Annotated in this window: 21 protein-coding genes and 2 pseudogenes; 8 read left to right on the forward strand and 15 right to left on the reverse strand. The window is 71.1% G+C overall.

Annotated features, from left to right (window positions below; genetic code table 11):
* Positions 1-29: 29 nt before the first annotated feature.
* Entirely contained in the window at positions 30-758 is a 729-nt protein-coding gene (locus ABZ342_RS29380) for an SDR family NAD(P)-dependent oxidoreductase (protein ID WP_360479552.1), read from the reverse strand.
* A gap of 88 nt (positions 759-846) precedes the next feature.
* Here ABZ342_RS29380 and ABZ342_RS29385 point away from each other — a divergent pair, with 88 nt between their 5' ends.
* Positions 847-1,449, forward strand: a complete 603-nt coding sequence (locus ABZ342_RS29385; protein ID WP_360479555.1) for a helix-turn-helix domain-containing protein — start codon at positions 847-849, stop codon at positions 1,447-1,449.
* Here the strand turns inward: ABZ342_RS29385 and ABZ342_RS29390 are convergent.
* The 6 genes from ABZ342_RS29390 to ABZ342_RS29415 all read right to left on the reverse strand — a co-directional run bounded on the left by ABZ342_RS29390 (position 1,446) and on the right by ABZ342_RS29415 (position 6,965).
* Positions 1,446-2,825: an MFS transporter gene (locus ABZ342_RS29390; protein WP_360479558.1), complete on the reverse strand. Its 1,380-nt coding sequence runs from the start codon at positions 2,823-2,825 to the stop codon at positions 1,446-1,448. The genes ABZ342_RS29385 and ABZ342_RS29390 overlap by 4 nt on opposite strands.
* Positions 2,826-2,921: 96 nt before the next feature.
* Positions 2,922-3,407 carry an alpha/beta fold hydrolase gene (locus tag ABZ342_RS29395; RefSeq protein WP_360479561.1) on the reverse strand — a complete coding sequence of 162 codons (486 nt, stop codon included), beginning with the start codon at positions 3,405-3,407 and terminating at the stop codon, positions 2,922-2,924.
* Positions 3,408-3,571: 164 nt separating this feature from the next.
* Positions 3,572-4,471, reverse strand: a complete 900-nt coding sequence (locus tag ABZ342_RS29400) for an aldo/keto reductase (RefSeq protein WP_360479564.1) — start codon at positions 4,469-4,471, stop codon at positions 3,572-3,574.
* Positions 4,468-5,343 carry a helix-turn-helix transcriptional regulator gene (locus ABZ342_RS29405; protein ID WP_360479567.1) on the reverse strand — a complete coding sequence of 292 codons (876 nt, stop codon included), beginning with the start codon at positions 5,341-5,343 and terminating at the stop codon, positions 4,468-4,470. Before ABZ342_RS29405 ends, ABZ342_RS29400 begins: the two co-directional genes overlap by 4 nt.
* Positions 5,344-5,429: 86 nt before the next feature.
* The gene (locus ABZ342_RS29410; RefSeq protein ID WP_360479570.1) at positions 5,430-6,257 is read right to left on the reverse strand and encodes an SDR family NAD(P)-dependent oxidoreductase; all 828 of its coding nucleotides are present in this window, start codon (positions 6,255-6,257) and stop codon (positions 5,430-5,432) included.
* A gap of 108 nt (positions 6,258-6,365) precedes the next feature.
* Positions 6,366-6,965: a GTP cyclohydrolase II gene (locus tag ABZ342_RS29415; RefSeq protein WP_360479573.1), complete on the reverse strand. Its 600-nt coding sequence runs from the start codon at positions 6,963-6,965 to the stop codon at positions 6,366-6,368.
* A 108-nt stretch (positions 6,966-7,073) separates the two neighbouring features.
* Between ABZ342_RS29415 and ABZ342_RS29420 the strand changes: the two genes are divergently transcribed.
* Complete coding sequence (locus tag ABZ342_RS29420) at positions 7,074-7,322, forward strand: hypothetical protein (protein WP_360479576.1); 249 nt, start codon at positions 7,074-7,076, stop codon at positions 7,320-7,322.
* Positions 7,323-7,355: 33 nt separating this feature from the next.
* Here ABZ342_RS29420 and ABZ342_RS29425 read toward each other — a convergent pair whose 3' ends face one another.
* On the reverse strand, positions 7,356-7,943 hold the full coding sequence (locus tag ABZ342_RS29425) for a TetR/AcrR family transcriptional regulator (RefSeq protein ID WP_360479579.1): 588 nt from the start codon (positions 7,941-7,943) through the stop codon (positions 7,356-7,358).
* Between the two features lie 78 nt (positions 7,944-8,021).
* On the opposite strand from ABZ342_RS29425, the gene ABZ342_RS29430 reads away from it, so the two are divergent.
* Both ABZ342_RS29430 and ABZ342_RS29435 read left to right on the forward strand, forming a co-directional pair.
* A complete protein-coding gene (locus tag ABZ342_RS29430) occupies positions 8,022-9,185 on the forward strand; it encodes a YbfB/YjiJ family MFS transporter (protein ID WP_360479582.1) in 1,164 nt (387 codons plus the stop codon).
* Positions 9,182-9,853, forward strand: coding sequence for an alpha/beta hydrolase (locus ABZ342_RS29435; protein ID WP_360479585.1), 672 nt, complete (start codon positions 9,182-9,184; stop codon positions 9,851-9,853). The genes ABZ342_RS29430 and ABZ342_RS29435 overlap by 4 nt, the downstream gene beginning before the upstream one ends.
* 342 nt (positions 9,854-10,195) lie before the next feature.
* Here the strand turns inward: ABZ342_RS29435 and ABZ342_RS29440 are convergent, their stop codons facing one another.
* The gene (locus tag ABZ342_RS29440; protein ID WP_360479588.1) at positions 10,196-10,345 is read right to left on the reverse strand and encodes a hypothetical protein; all 150 of its coding nucleotides are present in this window, start codon (positions 10,343-10,345) and stop codon (positions 10,196-10,198) included.
* Between the two features lie 35 nt (positions 10,346-10,380).
* Here ABZ342_RS29440 and ABZ342_RS29445 point away from each other — a divergent pair.
* A pseudogene (locus ABZ342_RS29445) lies at positions 10,381-10,581 on the forward strand (YceI family protein); the annotation flags it as partial.
* Here ABZ342_RS29445 and ABZ342_RS29450 read toward each other — a convergent pair.
* Positions 10,541-11,200, reverse strand: coding sequence for a TetR/AcrR family transcriptional regulator C-terminal domain-containing protein (locus tag ABZ342_RS29450; RefSeq protein WP_360479591.1), 660 nt, complete (start codon positions 11,198-11,200; stop codon positions 10,541-10,543). The pseudogene ABZ342_RS29445 and the gene ABZ342_RS29450 overlap by 41 nt on opposite strands.
* Positions 11,201-11,228: 28 nt before the next feature.
* On the opposite strand from ABZ342_RS29450, the gene ABZ342_RS29455 reads away from it, so the two are divergent.
* Positions 11,229-11,852 (forward strand): nitroreductase family protein, encoded by a 624-nt coding sequence (locus ABZ342_RS29455; protein WP_360479594.1) that lies wholly within the window; start codon positions 11,229-11,231, stop codon positions 11,850-11,852.
* Positions 11,853-11,978: 126 nt separating this feature from the next.
* Here ABZ342_RS29455 and ABZ342_RS29460 read toward each other — a convergent pair.
* Positions 11,979-12,785 (reverse strand): annotated as a pseudogene (locus ABZ342_RS29460) (P1 family peptidase); the annotation flags it as partial.
* Positions 12,786-12,791: 6 nt separating this feature from the next.
* Positions 12,792-13,040, reverse strand: coding sequence for a hypothetical protein (locus tag ABZ342_RS29465; protein WP_360479597.1), 249 nt, complete (start codon positions 13,038-13,040; stop codon positions 12,792-12,794).
* A gap of 34 nt (positions 13,041-13,074) precedes the next feature.
* Here ABZ342_RS29465 and ABZ342_RS29470 point away from each other — a divergent pair, with 34 nt between their 5' ends.
* Positions 13,075-13,284 (forward strand): helix-turn-helix domain-containing protein, encoded by a 210-nt coding sequence (locus ABZ342_RS29470; RefSeq protein WP_360479686.1) that lies wholly within the window; start codon positions 13,075-13,077, stop codon positions 13,282-13,284.
* 7 nt (positions 13,285-13,291) lie between these two features.
* On the opposite strand, the gene ABZ342_RS29475 is transcribed toward ABZ342_RS29470, so the two are convergent.
* The 3 genes from ABZ342_RS29475 to ABZ342_RS29485 all read right to left on the reverse strand — a co-directional run bounded on the left by ABZ342_RS29475 (position 13,292) and on the right by ABZ342_RS29485 (position 14,433).
* Positions 13,292-13,441 carry a hypothetical protein gene (locus ABZ342_RS29475; RefSeq protein WP_360479600.1) on the reverse strand — a complete coding sequence of 50 codons (150 nt, stop codon included), beginning with the start codon at positions 13,439-13,441 and terminating at the stop codon, positions 13,292-13,294.
* 83 nt (positions 13,442-13,524) lie between these two features.
* A complete protein-coding gene (locus ABZ342_RS29480; RefSeq protein WP_360479603.1) occupies positions 13,525-14,016 on the reverse strand; it encodes a nitroreductase family protein in 492 nt (163 codons plus the stop codon).
* A 111-nt stretch (positions 14,017-14,127) separates the two neighbouring features.
* Complete coding sequence (locus tag ABZ342_RS29485) at positions 14,128-14,433, reverse strand: hypothetical protein (protein WP_360479606.1); 306 nt, start codon at positions 14,431-14,433, stop codon at positions 14,128-14,130.
* Positions 14,434-14,672: 239 nt separating this feature from the next.
* Here ABZ342_RS29485 and ABZ342_RS29490 point away from each other — a divergent pair, with 239 nt between their 5' ends.
* Entirely contained in the window at positions 14,673-16,142 is a 1,470-nt protein-coding gene (locus ABZ342_RS29490) for an alpha/beta hydrolase (protein ID WP_360479609.1), read from the forward strand.
* Positions 16,143-16,185 lie beyond the last annotated feature (43 nt).

The following is a 16,185-nucleotide window of genomic DNA, read 5'->3' on the forward strand; positions in this document are numbered from 1 at the left end:
CGGCGCGGGTCACCTTTGTCATGCCGTCGTCACCCGGCGAGTGCGGCGAGATCGAAAGTCTGCGGTGCACCGGTGAGGGTCGCTTTCGCCTCGGCGCCGAGGCGGTCCAAGATCTCGATGTCGCCGGCTTCGAGCCCGTCGAGCGCCGTCCGGGCGAGGTCGGCCGGGTCGATCATGACCTCTTCGGGAAGCTCGAGCCCGGCCGCCCGCACGTAGTCGCGCAGCGTCTCGGTCGCGATCAGGCCCGGAACCAGCGCGGCCACCAGGGTGCCCTGCGGCTCGAGCTCCACGCGGACACCGTTGGTCAACCCCCACTGGGCGGACTTCGCGGCGGCATAGGACGTGTTGCCGTCGACCGTCGTCCACGCCACCGCGGAGAGGACGTTGAGGATGGCGCCGCCGCCGTTGCGGGCGAGGATCGGGGCGAACGCCCGGATCATCGACAGGGTGCCGTAGAAGTTCGAGTCCATCACCTGCCTGATCGCACCGAGATCGCCGGTCGTGAGGTTGCCCCCGGCCGTGAAGGCCGCGTTGTTGATCAGGACATCCACATCCGTGGCGGCCGACGCCGCCGCGTCCACGCTCGCCTGATCGGTGATGTCGAGGCGCAGCACCTCGGCGCCCGGGAGGTCGACCAGCTCGGGGCGGCGTGCGGTGGCATAGACCTTTGCGCCCCGCCGCAGCAGTTCCTTCGCGAGGTGGTGGCCGAGTCCGCGGTTCGCGCCGGTGACGAGCGCGGTCGCGCCGTGCAGCTTCATGGTGTCCTCCATAAAATGACCGGTCGGTCAAGTTAAGGGCGACGCTACACATAAAATGACCGGCGGGTCAAGTTGCTAGGATGACGCGATGCCGTCCACCGCCCGCCGCCTGCGCTCCGACGCGATGCGCAACCGTGAACGCGTCCTGGCCGCGGCCGAGGACGAGTTCGCCGAAAAGGGCATCGACGCGTCGGTCTCGGACATCGCCCGGCGCGCCGGGGTCGCCAAAGGGACCGTGTTCAGTCATTTCGCGACGAAGGAGGAGCTGATCGTCGCGGTCGTGGCGAACCACTTCGCGGAACTGAGGGAGGTCGCGGAGCGGCTGGCGGAAGCCCCGGACCCGGGCGCGGCGCTGCTGGAATTCTTGATGGTGGCGGGAGACCGCCGCCGGCAACGCGACCTGACGTTCCTCATCTCGGCCGGCGCCGGCGACGCCACGGTCACGGAAATCCGGAACAGCCTGCACGCGGACGTGAGCGGGCTGGTCGACCGGGCACGTGCCTGCGGCGCCATCCGCCACGACATCACGGGCACCGACGTGTTCTTGCTGATCTGCGCCCCGGTGCACGTCGTCGAGAACCTGCCCGGCGCCCCTTCGGATCTGTGGCTGCGCTACCTCACGATCATCTTCGACGGCCTCCGGCCGGAGGGCGCCAGCCCACTCCCCCGTCCGGCACCGGACTGGACCTAGCCGGCCGGCACCTTCGAGGGCATATCCGCGGACGAGACGCGTTCAGCCCGCAGCGACAAGAGCGCGGAGCCGAACAGCAGCGCGGCGATGAGGAGCGACACCGCGGTGATGGCAGCGGTCGACCCGTACGCGTCGGCGAAGGTGTAGAAAAGACCGCCGATGATCGCGACCGACAGGGCGGCGCTGATCTGCAAGGTCGCGTTGACCAGGCCGCTGGCCAGGCCGGCGAACGCGCGCGGAAGGTGCGTGACCGTGATGCGGATCAGCGACGGCAGCGCGAGCCCCTGACCGAAGCCGATGAGCGCCAACGGCGCCGCGGTCCACGCCGTGTGGTCGAAGGCGGCGACGAGCCCGGCGAACGCGAGGAAACCGATGGTCTCCAAGCACAGGCCGAGCGCGGCGATCCGGCGCCCCATCACCCGCACGAGGTAGGACACGGTCAGCGGGCCGATCAGGAAACCGATACCCAGCGGCAGGATGTCCAGGCTCGCCTGCAGCGGTGTGCGGCCGACCGTCTGCTCGTGTTCGGAGAAGACGAGGAAGAAGGCGGCGATCGAGTAGAACAGGGCGACCGAAACGAGCGCGATCCGCACCCCGGGCGCGATGATCGCTCCGGGCGGCACCAGGGCCATGACGCGACCGCGCCGGCCGCTGCCGAGCGATGACTCGTAACGCCAGAACCCGCGCAGCAGGATGACGGCGGCGGCGACCAGGACGAAGCACCACCAAGGCCAGTCCAGGGCGCGCCCCTCGACCAGCGGGATGACGATTCCGGCCAGACCTGCAAAGAGCAGAATGGCGCCGATCCAGTCGAGCCTTTCTGCGCCACGGGTGTGCGGGTCGCGCAGGAACAGGCTGCCGAGGAGACCCAAGGCCGCGACGGGCAGGTTGATGAGAAAGATCGCCCGCCAGCCCAGGCCCCAGACGTCGGCGGTGACGAGGAGGCCGCCCAGGGATTGGCCGATGACCGCGGCGAGGCCGAGGGTCGCACCGTGGAAGCCGAGGGCGACCGTCTGGTCACGGCCGTCGAGGCTCGCGCGGATGAGGGCCAGGGACTGCGGCGCCATCAGCGCGGCCGTCAGGCCTTGCAGGACGCGCCCGGCGAGGAGCAGCCAGGGTTCGCCGGCCGAGCCGCACAGCAGCGAGGCGAAAGCGAATCCGAGGAGGCCGATGAGGAAGGCTCGCCGCCGCCCGTACAGATCGCCGAGCCTTCCACCGAGCGTGAGCGTCACGGCGTAGGTGGCGGCGTAGCCGGCCACGATCTGCTGCCCCAGGATGTCGCCGCCGCCGAGGTCGTCTTGAATCGACGGGATGGCGAGGTTGACGATGAAGAAGTCCAGGGGCGGCAGCAGCGTGCCGGCCAGCAGGGTGGCCACGCCGACCCACGTCCGGGCGGCCGTTCTGGATGTCGAAGTCATTGTTCGGTCCCGCTTTCGGCAACATTGTGCAGCGTTCGTCAGTAGGTGGGACGGCTAGGCGGGCAGGCGACCCACGAAGTCGAGCAGCGGAGCGCAAAAAGCTTCGGGTTGTTCCAGCGGAGCGAGGTGTCCCGCGTCCGCGAGAACAGCGACCTCTCCGGACCCCAGCTCGTTGCTCAGGACTGCTCCGCCTTCGAAGAAATCCGGCATGTCGAATTCACCGACGCCGACCAGCGTCGGCGTGGGCAGGGTGCGCAAGGCACCGCCGTCCTTGGTCAGGGGGTCTGCCGCCACGCCGGCCAAGGTGAAACGGTCGGCACCGAGGTGGTCCAGCGTGTCCAGCACGTCGGCCCAGGGGGCCACCTCGGCACGTTGGGCGGCGGCGACGTCGCCGTGGCCGGGCAGATCGAGGGCGATGGCGCGGACGCCGGCCTGGGCGAGGAGGGGAAGGTGTCCCCGCCACATCGTGCGGTCGACGGGCCGGGCGTGCAGCAGGACGACCGGCCGGCCCTGGCCGGCCTCGTCGGACGGAAGTATCACGGCTACTCGGATCTCTCGAAAACTGTGGAGGTAGCGGCAGTCCGGCAGCGGATCGCGTCGGCAGAAACGCCCCGCGTAGTCGCAGAGGCGTAGGCGGTCACAGGCCGCAGCGCCACCGAGCGTGCTCGTGCCCGCGGTGGCCGATGTATCAGGGCGAGCGTCGGTTATGCGGCCACGTCGAGTTCGGCCAGCTCCGCTTCGGTGAGGCGGAGCTGGGACACGGCGAGGTTTTCCTCCAGGTGGGGAACCTTGGACGTGCCGGGAATGGGCAGGACGACGTCGGAGCGGTGCAACAGCCAAGACAGAGCCACGTTGGAGGGAGTAGAGCCGTGCGCCGCGGCGATGTGGTCGACCGGCCCGCCGGGGCGCGCCAGCTGCCCGGCGGCGACGGGCGCCCAGGGGATGAACCCGATGCCGTGCCGCGTGCAGTAGTCCAGGACGTCGGCGGAGCTTCGGTCCGCGACGTTGTACCGGTTCTGGACGGTGGCGATGTCGGCGATCAGCCGTGCCTGCTCGATCTGGCCGACCGTGACCTGCGACAGTCCGATCGCCACGATCTTGCCCTCGTCCTGGAGGTTCTTCAACTCGCCGACCTGGTCCTCCAGCGGAACCGCCGGGTCGACGCGGTGGAGCTGGAACAGGTCGATCCGGTCGAGACCGAGCCGGCGCATGCTCAACAGAGCCTGCTGGCGGAGGTACTCGGGGCGACCGACCGGTGGCCAGGCTCGAGGACCGAGCCGCACCAGCTCGTCTCCTCGCCTGACCGTGTCCGGACCGTTGCGCGTCAGGCCGGCCTTGGTCGCGATCACGACGTCGTCCGGGTAGGGGTGGATCGCCTCCCGGATGATCTCCTCACTGATGTGGGGACCGTACGAGTCGGCGGTGTCGATGAACTGAACGCCGAGTTCAACGGCACGCCGCACGACACGCACGCACTCGGCGCGATCCTCCGGCTCGCCCCAGATCCCGAGGCCGGTCAGCCGCATGGCGCCGAAGCCGAGGCGTGCGACCTTCTTCCCGGCTATCTCGTGGGTGCCCACGCCGTCCGCGAGCAAGGTGGTCATGATCGGGTGTCACCTTTCTCCAGGGCCTCGTCCTCGTCGGCGTTGTCGGAGCGGGCTGCTTGTTCGGCCAGCCGGCGTAGGAGGACCAGGCCGTCATGGCTGGCGCTACCGGGCTCGGCGCTGTAGACGGACAGGTGCTGTCCGGGGGCGCTCGCGACGGCCAGCGTCTCGAAGTGCAGCCACAGTTCCCCCACCTGCGGGTGCACGAAGTGCTTCACCTCGGTGGTCCGCGGGCGCACTTCGTAGCGGGCCCACAGGTTCGCGAACGCCGGGCTGCGCAAGGTCAGTTCGCCGACGACCCGCTCGATGTACTCGTCCGCGGGGAACTGTGAGGACGACGCCCGCAGGTTGCTCACCGCAAGCCGCGACGCAGCATCCCAGTCAGCGTAGAAAGACCTCGCGTACGGGTCCAGGAAGATCATGCGCAGCAAGTTGTCGTACCGGGCGAAGCCACGGTAGAGCTCCCGGGCCATCGCGTTCGCGGCGAGGATGTCCTGCGCCGCACCGACCAGGAAGGCGGGCACGTCTGACATGCCGTCCATCAGCCGGATCAACTCCGGGGAGACAGTCAGCGACGTAGCCGCAGTCGCCCCGAACACCGGCAGGGCGAGCCGGAACAGGTGCGCCGCGGCGGCGTCGTCCAGTTGCAGTGCGCGGGCGATCGACTGGAGCACCTGGTCGGACGGGTGCCGCTCGCGGCCCTGCTCCAGCCGGATGTAGTAGTCGGTGCTCACTCCGGCGAGCAGCGCCACCTCGTCGCGCCGGAGCCCCGGCACCCGCCGCGGGCCGTCGTCGGGCAAACCGACGTCCCGCGCCTGAAGCAGGGCCCGTCGCGCTCGCAGATAGTCACCGAGCTTGTTCTCACTGTCCACAACGACGACAGTAATGAGGGCCGGATCCCGGAGCGTGGGTGCAACGCACCCACGTTGGCCGAGCCGGTGCCCCGGCGTCGCGGCGCTCAATCCTGCTGCTCCGTCGGCCGGACCAGGACCTCGTTCACGGCGACGTGACGCGGCCTGGTGACGATGAAGGCGATGGTCTCGGCCACGTCCGCGGGACGTAGCCGCTCCATAGTGGAGTATCGCTCGTACATCCGCTCCTGCACGGCGGGGCGGTTTTGGAGAGGCAGCTCGGTCTCCACCGAGCCGGGTTCGACGAGCGAAACGCGCAGATGGCGTCGGGTGACTTCGCGGCGGAGTGCTTCACCGAACGCGGTCACCGCGTACTTGCTGGCGTTGTAGACACCGCCGCCGCCGCGGACCACCCGTCCCGCGGTGCTGCTGACCAGGACGAGATCGGCGACCCTGCGCGGGCTGTCGGCCGCTGCCTCGAGCAGGTGCGGAGCAGCCGCGTGGGCCGTGTACATGAGCCCGAGCGTGTTGAGCTCGATCATCCGGCGCCAGTCGGTCGTGTCGGCGCCGGTGATCGGCCCGAGGATCATGACGCCCGCGTCGGCCACCACGGTGTCGAGGCGGCCGTACGCCTCGACGGCGCGGGCGACGGCGGAGTGAGCTTGCCCCTCGTCCGTGATGTCGGCGCTCACGGCGAGCGCGTGACCGCCGGCGCTCGTGATTTTCTCGACGAGTGCGTCGAGACGGTCTGCTCGACGGGCGACGACGGTCACCCGTGCGCCGAGAGCGGCCAGCGTCAGCGCGGTGCCTTCACCGATGCCACTGCTGGCTCCGGTGACCAGGGCGATGGTGCCGGTGAGGGGACCATCGCCCCAAGGCCGTTCCGAAGGGCCGGCTTCTCCTGCCGAGTTCGTGCGGTGCTGGTGACTGATCATGAGCTCGACGGTATGGGCGCTTCGACCGGCGTGGGAGGGAGTGATACGCCCACCACGGAATCACCGCTCGCGGCGCGAGCGTCTTCGCGGGGTGACCGAATTCGTCCACTATGGACGGTGCGGGACGTCCTCGTCGAAGAAGGCCGCAACCGCGCACCCGGCCGCACTGCTCGCCGTGTCCGGGCCGACGACCACGCTGCCGGCGATCGTGATCGGGAGCCGCCGGGTGACCGTGACTCCGTTTGCTTCCAGGTCCCGGATCTTGTCCGGGTTCTTGGTCAGCAGCCGGACGCGGGTGATGCCGAGGTCACGCAGGATGGCCGCGGCGGCGCCGTACTCGCGCGCGTCGGGCGGTGTGCCGAGCCGGAGATTCGCGTCCACTGTGTCCAGTCCCCCGTCCTGGAGTTCGTACGCCGCCGGCTTCTTGCGGAGGCCGATGGCCCGCCCCTCATGCCCACGCAGGTAGACCAGCGCGCCGCCGTCACGGCCGATCCGTTCCAAACCGGCATCGAGCTGCGGGCCGCAGTCGCACCGGCAAGAGCCGAACGATTCACCGGTGAGACACTCGGAATGCACCCGCACCGTGACCTCGTCGCGCGGACGGCCGCGGACGAGCACGAGATGGTCGGCGCCGGTGCTCAGGTCGAGGTAGCCCAGCGCCCGGAAGCGGCCGTGCCGGGTCGGCAGGACGGTCTCCGCGGTCCGCACGACACGCGGCTCCTCCGCGGCCGGCAAGGGATGCCTCCGGCGATACGCGATCCCGTGCTCACCGAGAAACCCCCTGCCACCACGGCAAAAGACGCTGAGCACCTCGCGATGTCGGCCGGTGAGCGCGGGCTGGCGCTGCTCGAGAACTTCATGCTCCTGTGCCACTCGCAGCACGCGGCGGTGCGCGATCTCGTCGCGGACGGCGTCATCGGCATCCCGCGGTCACTCACGGCCGAGTTCGCGATCCCCGCTCCCACCGCCGGAGACATCCGCTACCAGCCGGACGTCGGCGGCGGTGCGCTCCTCGACGTCGGCGTCCACCCGGAACGGGCCGTGCGGCTCCCGGCCCCGGCGTGAGGCACTGGTATCAGCGTGGATCGTCCCGATCCCTCAAGGCCGGCGGGCCGCGGCCAGCAGGGTGAGGGCGGCCTCGCGTGCGTCGTCACCCGCATGCCGGTCGTGGTGGTCGGCCACGGCGGTGGCGCCCTCGACGAGGATGAGCAGCTGCCGGGCCAGCCGGTGGGGGTCGGCGGCACCGGCCCGGACGGCGATCTCGGTGAGCAGGTCGGCGTAGCGGCCGAGATGGCGTGCGGCGATGGCCCGGACCGGGTCGGTGTGGTGCTGGGCGGCCGCGTTGAGCAGACCGCAGCCGCGGAACGCCGGCTCCTTATACCACCTCTGGAGGGCGTCGAACAGGGCGGCGAGCTGGCCGACGGGATCGTCGTTCCCGGCCTGCCGGACGATGCCGGTGAGCCACTGGACGATCCGGTCGCTTCGTGCTTCGAGTACCGCGTGGACGAGTCCGTCCTTGGTGCCGAAGTGCCGGTAGAGCGTTTCCTTCGACACCCCGAGGCGGGCGCAGAGCGCGGCCACCCCGATGCCGTCGAGCCCGCGTTCGTACAGCACCCGCGTCGCCTCGCGCAGGATCGCGGCGCGAGTGCGCTCCGGGTCGATGGTCGAGCCTTTGGGTACCGGCATGACCACGATCGTACCGATCGGTTCGATCAGTGTGCTAGCGTCCGGATCGTACCGATCGGTTCGATCTCGGAGGTGGGCGTGACGGAGATCCGGCGGGCCGCGCGGCTGGCGCTGGGAACAGCGTCCGCACTGGGTCTCGCGCGCTTCTCCTACGGCCTGCTCGTTCCGGCCATGCGAGACGACCTGCGGTGGACCCTGGCCGAGGCGGGCGCGGTCAGCACCGCGAACGGGCTCGGCTACCTGGCCGGCGCCGTGGCGACGGCGGCCGTGGTTCGCCGGTGGGGTGCGGCCGCGGCGTTCCGCTGGGGCCTGGCCGTCACCGCGGTGGCACTGGCCGGCACGGCGGCCGGCGACGTTTTCGTGGTGCTGCTGGCGGTCCGGGTAGTGGCCGGGATCAGCGGAGCGGTGGTGTTCGTCGCGGGTGGGGTGATCGCGGCCCGGGCCGCCGCGCGAACCGGCTCCAGCACGCCGATCACGGTGTACTTCGCCGGTACCGGCCTGGGCATCGTCCTCAGCGGCCTCACGATTCCCGGACTGGCCGGCCACTGGCAGGTGGCGTGGATCGGGCTGGGCGCCGCCGCCGGGGCGGCGACCCTCGCCTGCTGGACGGCGGTGGAACCCGGCGAGGAGAAACCGGCCGGCGCAGCGGGCCGCGCACGAGTCCGTCCACTGTGGCCGGTCGCCGCGGCATACTTCCTCTTCGCGGCGGGCTACATCACCTACATCACCTTCCTGTCCGTGTACCTGCAGGACAGGCACGCGCCGGTCGTGCAGGTGGCGCTCACCTGGACGCTGCTGGGCGCGGCCGTCGTGGCGGCCCCGGCGGTGTGGAGCCGCCCGATCACGCGCTGGCCGGGCACGCGCGCGCTGGCTCTCGTGCTCGCCGTGCTGGCGGCCGGCGCGGCGCTGGCGCTGCTGTCGCCGTCGCCCGCGGCGGTGATCGCCTCCGCCGTCGCCTACGGAGCAACCTTCATGGCGGTGCCCGCCGCGGTCACCGCGCACCTGCGGACCGTCGTCGCACCCGCCGACTGGACCGCCACCCTCGCCGCGTTCACCGCGCTGTTCGCCGCCGGGCAGACGGCAGGCCCCTGGCTCGCCGGCCTCCTCGCCGACCACACCTCGCCGGCCGCGCCCCTGGCGTGGACCGCCGGCCTGTGCGCCGCGGCGGCGGTCCTGGCCGGCACTCGGCCACACCTTGAACCGACCGCCGACCACACGGAAGAAACCGGAGCCCGATCATGACCACTTTCGTCCTCGTTCCCGGCATGTGCCACGGAGGCTGGTGCTTCGCCGACCTGACCGCACAGTTGCGCGGACACGGACACCTCGTCCACCCGGTGACGCCGACCGGGATCGGCGAACGCAGCCACCTCCTGTCCGGCGGAGTCAACCTCGACACCCACATCGAGGACGTGACGGCGCTGCTGGCGGCCGAGGACGTCCGCGACGCCGTGCTGGTCGGCCACAGCTACGGCGGGATGGTCATCACCGGCGCCGCCGACCGCCTGCCCGGACGGGTGGACAGCCTCGTCTACCTCGACGCCGTCGTTCCCGAGCACGGTGACTCCTGCTGGTCGCTGGTCTCCGAGCAGGAACGCCGGTGGTACCTCGACGTCGTCGACAGCGGGTACGCCGTCCGCCCGCTGCCGTTCTTCGACCCGCGGGCCACCCCGCACCCGCTCGCCTCGGTGCTGCAGCCGCTCCGCCTGACCGGCGACCCCGCCCCGGTCCGGCGGCGGGACTACGTCTACGCCGCCGGCTGGGAGGGCGAGTCACCCTTCACCCTCGTCTACCAGCGCCTGCGCGACGATCCCACGTGGACCACGCACAGCCTCGACGGCGGGCACAACCTCATGCGGGACGCGCCCGGCGAACTGCTGCAGATCCTGCTCGACGTCGCGACGAGGTAGCCACCCGCTACGAGACGGCGAGCAGCGCGCGGATCGGCCTCCGGCGCGCCAGCCGGACCTTCAGCCGGTCCGCGGTCGTGCTGATCCGCACCCCGCGTTCCGCCGGATCCCGGTGCTGGGCCACGGTGGACAGGTGCGGGGTGCCCGCCCCGCGTGGGTCACGAACGGCAGCGAGTCGTGCACGTCACGCTTGATCAGCACGATCGAGGAGTGCGGGCTGCCGTCGGCGTTCACGGCGGGAAGTTCTTCCCGTCCACGAAGGCCCTGGTCTTCTCGTCGAGTTTCTCCGGCATGCCACGGGCGCTACCGGCGGGCGGGGCGCGTCCTCTCCCCTCACAACCCCTATTCCGCCGGGCTTTCCGGGGTGAGCCAGCCCGCGAACAGGGTCCCGTCGACGTCCGCGAGCTTCGCCGCCACGAACACCCGGGCGCTCGGCGACGTCGGGTACCGCAGCGGCGGGTCGTCGGCGGCGAGGACGTCCGCGACAACCACCGCTGACGGAAGCAGCCCGGGAGAAGCGCGCGGGCGGCGTGACGAAGCCGGTCACGCTGACGGCCGAGATCGGCGGCTTCGGTGACGGTCTCACCCCGGGCAACAAGGTGATCGGCGTCTCGGCGTACACCGAGATCAGCCGCGCGGCGTTCGAAGTCGGCGCGTCCGTCCCGGTGGCCGTGGTGTCCGACAAGATCAGGATCGAGCTGGACGTCGGGGCGGTCCTGCGGGCTTGACCGGCCGCAGGCCGGTGATGAGCAGCTCGAGCTGGTATTCGAAGTCCTGGACACAGTCGCCGGCCTCCAGCGCGGGCAGAAGGCGGTGGAGGCTCGGCAGCTCCTCGGCCGTCACCATCCGGCGGAACCAGGCCCCCACCGGCTCTGCCCGCGCCACACCGGCGCCGGGCGCGGCTGTGCCGGTGAGCACCGAGCCGAACAGCATTCCCAGCAAGGACCGGTAGCTCCGAGCCGCGGCTTCGTCGGGCAGACCCGCGTCCAGAAGTGTCTTCAGCAGTGCGTCGATCACGCGGAGGGCGCCCGGAGAACGGGGATTCGCGTCCTGTGCGGCGAGAGCCCGGACCACGACCGGGTGCCGGGCGAAGCTCGCGTGCAGCCGTTCGGCCAGCCACCGCAGGCGGTCGTCCCACGCCAGTCCGGGATCCGGGAGGGCGACTTCTTCGAAGACCCGCGCGGTGAGCCCGTCGAGCAGGTCACCTTTGTTCTCGACGTGGTTGTACAGCGACATGGCCTCGACTCCGACCGCGGCCGCGACCTTGCGCATCGACAACGCCGCCATGCCCTGCTCGTCGGCCAGCCGGAGCGCCGCGTCGAAAATTTTCTCGCGAGTCAGCGACATACTTACAGTGTACGCATACGCTGTAAGTATGGACGCCGACACCGTGCTCACCACCACCCGATCGGTCCGCCGGAAGCTCGACTTCGACCGCGAAGTCCCGCAGGACGTGCTCGACGATTGCCTGCGCATCGCCCAGCAGGCACCGGCGGCCGGCAGCATGGCCGCCCAGTTCCGCTGGCTGCTCGTGCGCGACGCCGACGCGAAAGCCGAGATCGCCCGGTACAACCGCGCGACCGCCGAAGCGTCGTGGGCAAAGTACGGACACCTGGTGGAGAAGCGCGCACTCGACTCGGCCCAGCACCTCGTCCGCAACCTCGAGCGCGTGCCCGTGCTGGCCATTCCCTGCATGATCGGCCGCCCACCCGCCGACGCGTTCTCCCAGTCCGCGTACTTCGGGTCCGCGTATCCGGCAATCTGGAGCTTCCAGCTCGCCCTGCGTTCCCGCGGCCTCGGCAGCTCGATCTGCGGCTACCACCTCCAAGACCACGAAGCCGACGTCGCCGCCGTGCTCGGGATCCCCGGCGACGTGCAGCAGATCAGCCTGCTCGCGATCGCTTACACCACCCAGCGCGACTTCCGGCCCGCCGCCCGCCCGGACCTGGCGACCACCGTCTACTTCGATGCCTGGGAGCACACGACAGCAATGTCCTGAACCTCGTCGATGGGCGCCGCGCCGACGGTCAGGGGTAGAGCTCGCGGTAGGCGGCGATGTGCCCCAGTCCGTCGTCATCGACTCCGCCGACAGCACCGCGTGGACGATCGCCCGGGCGAAGGCGTCCGACGCGGCCGCGAACAACTCCGGCCCGGCCCCCGAGCCGGTCGTTCCGGTCGCCACCGCGAAGACCGTGTCGCCGTCCGCGACGCCGTGGGCCGGGCGGACTGCCACCGCGAGCCCGTCCTGGCCCGCGCCCGCCAGGCGGTACGTCTGCCCCGGGTCGAGGGACGCGCTCGTCGCGACCACGCCGATCACCGTGTTGAGCGGAGTGCGGGTCTCGCGATCGCGCGTCGACGCCGCGAGCCGCTCCCGCGCCGCCGCGCGAGCAGCTTCGGCCGGGGCGGTCGGCGGAAACTCGTCCGCCTCCAGCCCCAGCGAGCACCCGTAAGGCAACCCCGAAGCCGGGTCCACCGCCGGGTAGTGCGAATTCAGCACGGCCAACGCGGCCACGACCGTTCCGTCCGGCAGCACCGTGCTCGCGGTGCCGACGCCGCCCTTCATCTCCGCGCTCACCGCACCGGTACCGGCGCCGACGTTGCCCTGTTCGACCGGCCCGTCGGCGGCCGCGCGAACGGCCTCGGCGCCGAGTTCCGCGTGCGGGCGGGCGTGGAAGTCACCGCCGCGGCCGAGGTCGAACAACGCGGCCGCGGGGACGACCGCCGTCGCCTCCGGCCGGTGTTCGGCCAGCCAGTCCAAGACGCTCCCGGCCGCTGCCAGCCCGTACGCGCTGCCGCCGGTGAGGGTGATCGCGCCGACCGTCGGTGCGTTCCCACATCGCGGGCAGCAGGCCGCGGGGTACGACTTCAAGTCGTTCCGCCCGCCGGGCCGCGCTACCGCGGCCCGGCCGCCGGCACTCAGAATCGGCGCCATGACGACTCAGCCGCACCTCCGCGTTTCCCTGGACCACAGCAAGTCCACCTCCGGATCGACCTGCTCAGCCGGGCCGGCGACGCCGCCATCATCGCCACTCGGCTGGCCGCGGCGCTCGACGGCCTCGCGCGCATCGACGTCGTCGACACCGGTCCCCAGCATGATCCGGCGGAGCCGAGCCCCCGGCTGAGACTCGTGCCGGCGCCGCTCCTGCGCATCGAGACGAAAATCACGACGCGCGCTGCTGCTGGGCAAGCCGCTCACCCTGCCGCGGCTGGAGTTCGACCTGCTGCACTTCCTCGGCACGAACCCGGACCGCGTGTTCACGCGCACCGCGCTGAAGAACGCGCTCTGGCCACGACGTGACGGCAACGACCGGACCGTCGACGTGCACGTCCGGAAACTGCGAGCCAAGCTCGAGCCGCACCTCGATCCGATCACCACCGTCCGCGGAGTCGGCTACCGCTTCGAAAGCGCCGCCCCGGTCAGCGTGGTCTGAGCGGGGCTCACCGGAGCGGAATGCGGTACCGCCACGTCCGGCCGGCGGTTTCGAGCACCCCGCCGCGGCGTTCGATCGTGTTCGCCGAGGCGACGTTGCCGGCCGCGCAGCCGAGGATCACGTGGTCCACGCCGAGGCCACGGGCTTCGGCGAGCATCCGCGCCGGGGCACGGGAACGCCGTCGTGGCGAAGCCTCCGGTCGAAACGCCTGGCGCCGGCCTGCGCGTTGTCGTTCCTGCGCTACCTCGCCGCGGCCGCCCTCGCACCGGCACTGGCGGTCACCGTCATCGCGGCCTGGGGAGGGTCGCCGACGACGAGTCCGAACACCGGGAACACGTGCGTCCGCAACCGCAGCTCGGCGGCGACGGCGAGTGGGTCGTCGCACAGTGCACCGAGGAACACCGTGCCCAGCCCGAGCGATTCCGCGGCCGGCGACGCGTTCTGGGCGGCCAACGCGACATCCACCACGGCCACGACACCGGCTTCCAGGTAGTCGGCCCCGTCGCCCGGCGCGTCCGCCTCCGCGGCGATCCGCCCGGCCCGGGCCCGGTCCGCGAGCCACACCAGCACCAGCGGTGCCTCCACGACATGCTGCTGCCCGCCGGCGATCTCCGCGAGCCGCGCCCGCCGGTCCGGATCGCGCACCGCGACGACGCTCCACAGCTGCAGGTTGCTCGACGTGGGCGCCGACTGCGCGGCCCCGATCAACGCCGTCAGCGTCGATTCCGGCACCGGATCCGGTAGGTAGGCGGTGCGTGAGCTGGGCGGCGATCAGGTCGTTCCATGCGGCCGGCTCGGTCTCCGGTGCGCCGTCGCCGTACCGGCGGTGGTAGGAATCCCGCGTCATCGGACCGCCTCCCGCAGCAACGGCAGCAACCGCGCACCCTGGCAGTGGATCTCCGGCAGGTACGGGGTGTCGGACAGGACGAAGTGCGTGATCCCGAGTGCCCGGTACCGGCCAAGGGATTTCGCCACGTCCTCGGCCGAACCGACCAGCCAGGTGGTACCGGCACCACCGCCACCGTGGCGGCCCGGCGCGGTGTAGAGGTTGTCGTCCAGCACGTCGCCCCGCGCGGCCGACTCGAGCAGCCGTTGCTGGCCGGTCGCGGTGAACCGGTCGGGGTCGCGGGCGACAGCGCCCTTCGCCATCGCCTCGACCTTCGCCTCGGCGTCCGCCCATGCCTGGGCCGGAACTCCGATCGAAGCCTCACGCGAAGCTCTCTGACTTCTAGTCCTTTCGGCCGATACCCGGCCACCTCGGAACCATTCGCGCGCCCGATGCGCACGCCGCCGGTCCTGAGCAGAATGAAATTCGCTCACCGTCAGCCGGAATCGTGTGGCAGGCAACGTTCTTGACGCTTTCGCGTCGTTTCACGGAGGGGTACCGGATGAGGAAGACGTGGTCCATCGCGCTCGCGATCGGCGTTCTGGGGGCGGGCGCGCTGGCGGGGGTGCCCGCCGGGGCGAGCCCGGCCGGAGTGTCGCCGGGCGGCGTGCGATGGGGCCCCTGTCCAGCCGACGCCACCGCGCCCGGGCTGGAGTGCTCGACGATCAAGGTCCCGCTCGACTACCGCAACCCCGGCGGCACGCAGATCGACCTGGCGATCTCCCGGCTGGCGAGCAAGAACCCGGCGCAGCGCCGCGGGGTGCTGCTGACCAACCCGGGCGGGCCTTCATCCGGGCTGAAGTTCCCGACCGAACTGGTCACCGCGAAGCTGCCGCAGAGTGTGGTGGACAGCTATGACCTGATCGGCTTCGACCCGCGCGGGATCGGGCACAGCACGCCGGTGACCTGCGATCTGACTCCGGAGCAGCAGGCGGTGGGCAACGTCCCGCCCTACGCCCGCAACGCTGCCGACGTGGCGAAGCGGGCCGAGCAGTCGAGGGCGATCGCCCGCCAGTGCGCCACGTCGACGACCGCGTCGATGCTGCCGTACTTCAGCACCGCCGCTGTCGCGCGGGACATGGATCGAATCCGGGCCGCGTTGGGCGAGGAGAAGACGTCCTTCGCCGGCTACTCGTGGGGCACCTATCTCGGCGCGGTGTACACCACGTTGTTCCCCGAGCGCAGCGACCGGATCCTGCTCGACAGCAACCTGCACGCGACCGGCTGGGACTTCGCGAACGACCGGCTCTTCGCCCAGGGCATGGACGACCGCTTCCCGGACTTCGCGAAGTTCGCCGCCGCCCGCGACGACACGTACCACCTGGGCAGCACACCGGCGCAGGTCACCGCGAAGTACTTCGACCTCGCCACGCGACTGGACAAGACGCCAGCGCAGGACATCGACGGGCCGACCTTCCGGATGCTCACCTACGGTTTCCTCTTCAACGACGTGGCGATGCCACTGGTGGCCGAGGTGTGGCAGGCACTGGACACCGGCCAGCCGCTCCCGCAACTTCCCGGCGGTGGCGCTTCCTCGGATGTGGACAACCTGATCTCCGGCCGCTACTACCTGGTGTGCAACGACTCCCAGTGGCCGCGGTCAGTCGGCACCTACCAGGCTGCCGTGGCGCTCGACCGGTTGCGTCACCCGATGTTCGGCGCAGCCGGGGCGAACGTCCAGCCTTGCGCGTTCTGGTCGAAGCCGGCCGAGGCGCCGGTGCGCGTCGGGGATCGTGGTCCTTCAAACGTGCTGATGGTGCAGAACCTGCGGGATCCGGCGACCCCGCTGGCAGGCGCCCTGCAGATGCGGCGTGCGCTCGGTGACCGGGCTCGCCTGGTCACCGTCGACGCCGGCGGCCACGGTGTGTACCCCTACGTCGCCAACCCGTGCGCCGACGCGGCGGCGACCGCGTTCCTCACCACGGGAACCCGGCCGGAGCACGACCTCAGCTGCGCGGCGAAATCCCGATGATCGTCGGGGTGCCGGGGTGCCAGGTTGTCCGGCAGCCTTCATG

Origin of the sequence: Amycolatopsis sp. NPDC005961 (genome assembly GCF_040629235.1) — a bacterium.
GTDB lineage: Bacteria > Actinomycetota > Actinomycetes > Mycobacteriales > Pseudonocardiaceae > Amycolatopsis > Amycolatopsis camponoti.

Excerpts from the sequence above, each read along its gene's own strand:
- ABZ342_RS29380 (WP_360479552.1), bottom strand. The coding sequence starts at position 758 with ATGAAGCTGCACGGCGCGACCGCGCTCGTCACCGGCGCGAACCGCGGA.
- ABZ342_RS29385 (WP_360479555.1), top strand. The coding sequence starts at position 847 with ATGCCGTCCACCGCCCGCCGCCTGCGCTCCGACGCGATGCGCAACCGT.
- ABZ342_RS29400 (WP_360479564.1), bottom strand. The coding sequence starts at position 4,471 with ATGACCACCTTGCTCGCGGACGGCGTGGGCACCCACGAGATAGCCGGG.
- ABZ342_RS29410 (WP_360479570.1), bottom strand. The coding sequence starts at position 6,257 with ATGATCAGTCACCAGCACCGCACGAACTCGGCAGGAGAAGCCGGCCCT.
- ABZ342_RS29420 (WP_360479576.1), top strand. The coding sequence starts at position 7,074 with ATGTCGGCCGGTGAGCGCGGGCTGGCGCTGCTCGAGAACTTCATGCTC.
- ABZ342_RS29425 (WP_360479579.1), bottom strand. The coding sequence starts at position 7,943 with ATGCCGGTACCCAAAGGCTCGACCATCGACCCGGAGCGCACTCGCGCC.
- ABZ342_RS29435 (WP_360479585.1), top strand. The coding sequence starts at position 9,182 with ATGACCACTTTCGTCCTCGTTCCCGGCATGTGCCACGGAGGCTGGTGC.
- ABZ342_RS29450 (WP_360479591.1), bottom strand. The coding sequence starts at position 11,200 with ATGTCGCTGACTCGCGAGAAAATTTTCGACGCGGCGCTCCGGCTGGCC.
- ABZ342_RS29455 (WP_360479594.1), top strand. The coding sequence starts at position 11,229 with ATGGACGCCGACACCGTGCTCACCACCACCCGATCGGTCCGCCGGAAG.
- ABZ342_RS29475 (WP_360479600.1), bottom strand. The coding sequence starts at position 13,441 with ATGCTCGCCGAAGCCCGTGGCCTCGGCGTGGACCACGTGATCCTCGGC.
- ABZ342_RS29485 (WP_360479606.1), bottom strand. The coding sequence starts at position 14,433 with ATGGCGAAGGGCGCTGTCGCCCGCGACCCCGACCGGTTCACCGCGACC.
- ABZ342_RS29490 (WP_360479609.1), top strand. The coding sequence starts at position 14,673 with ATGAGGAAGACGTGGTCCATCGCGCTCGCGATCGGCGTTCTGGGGGCG.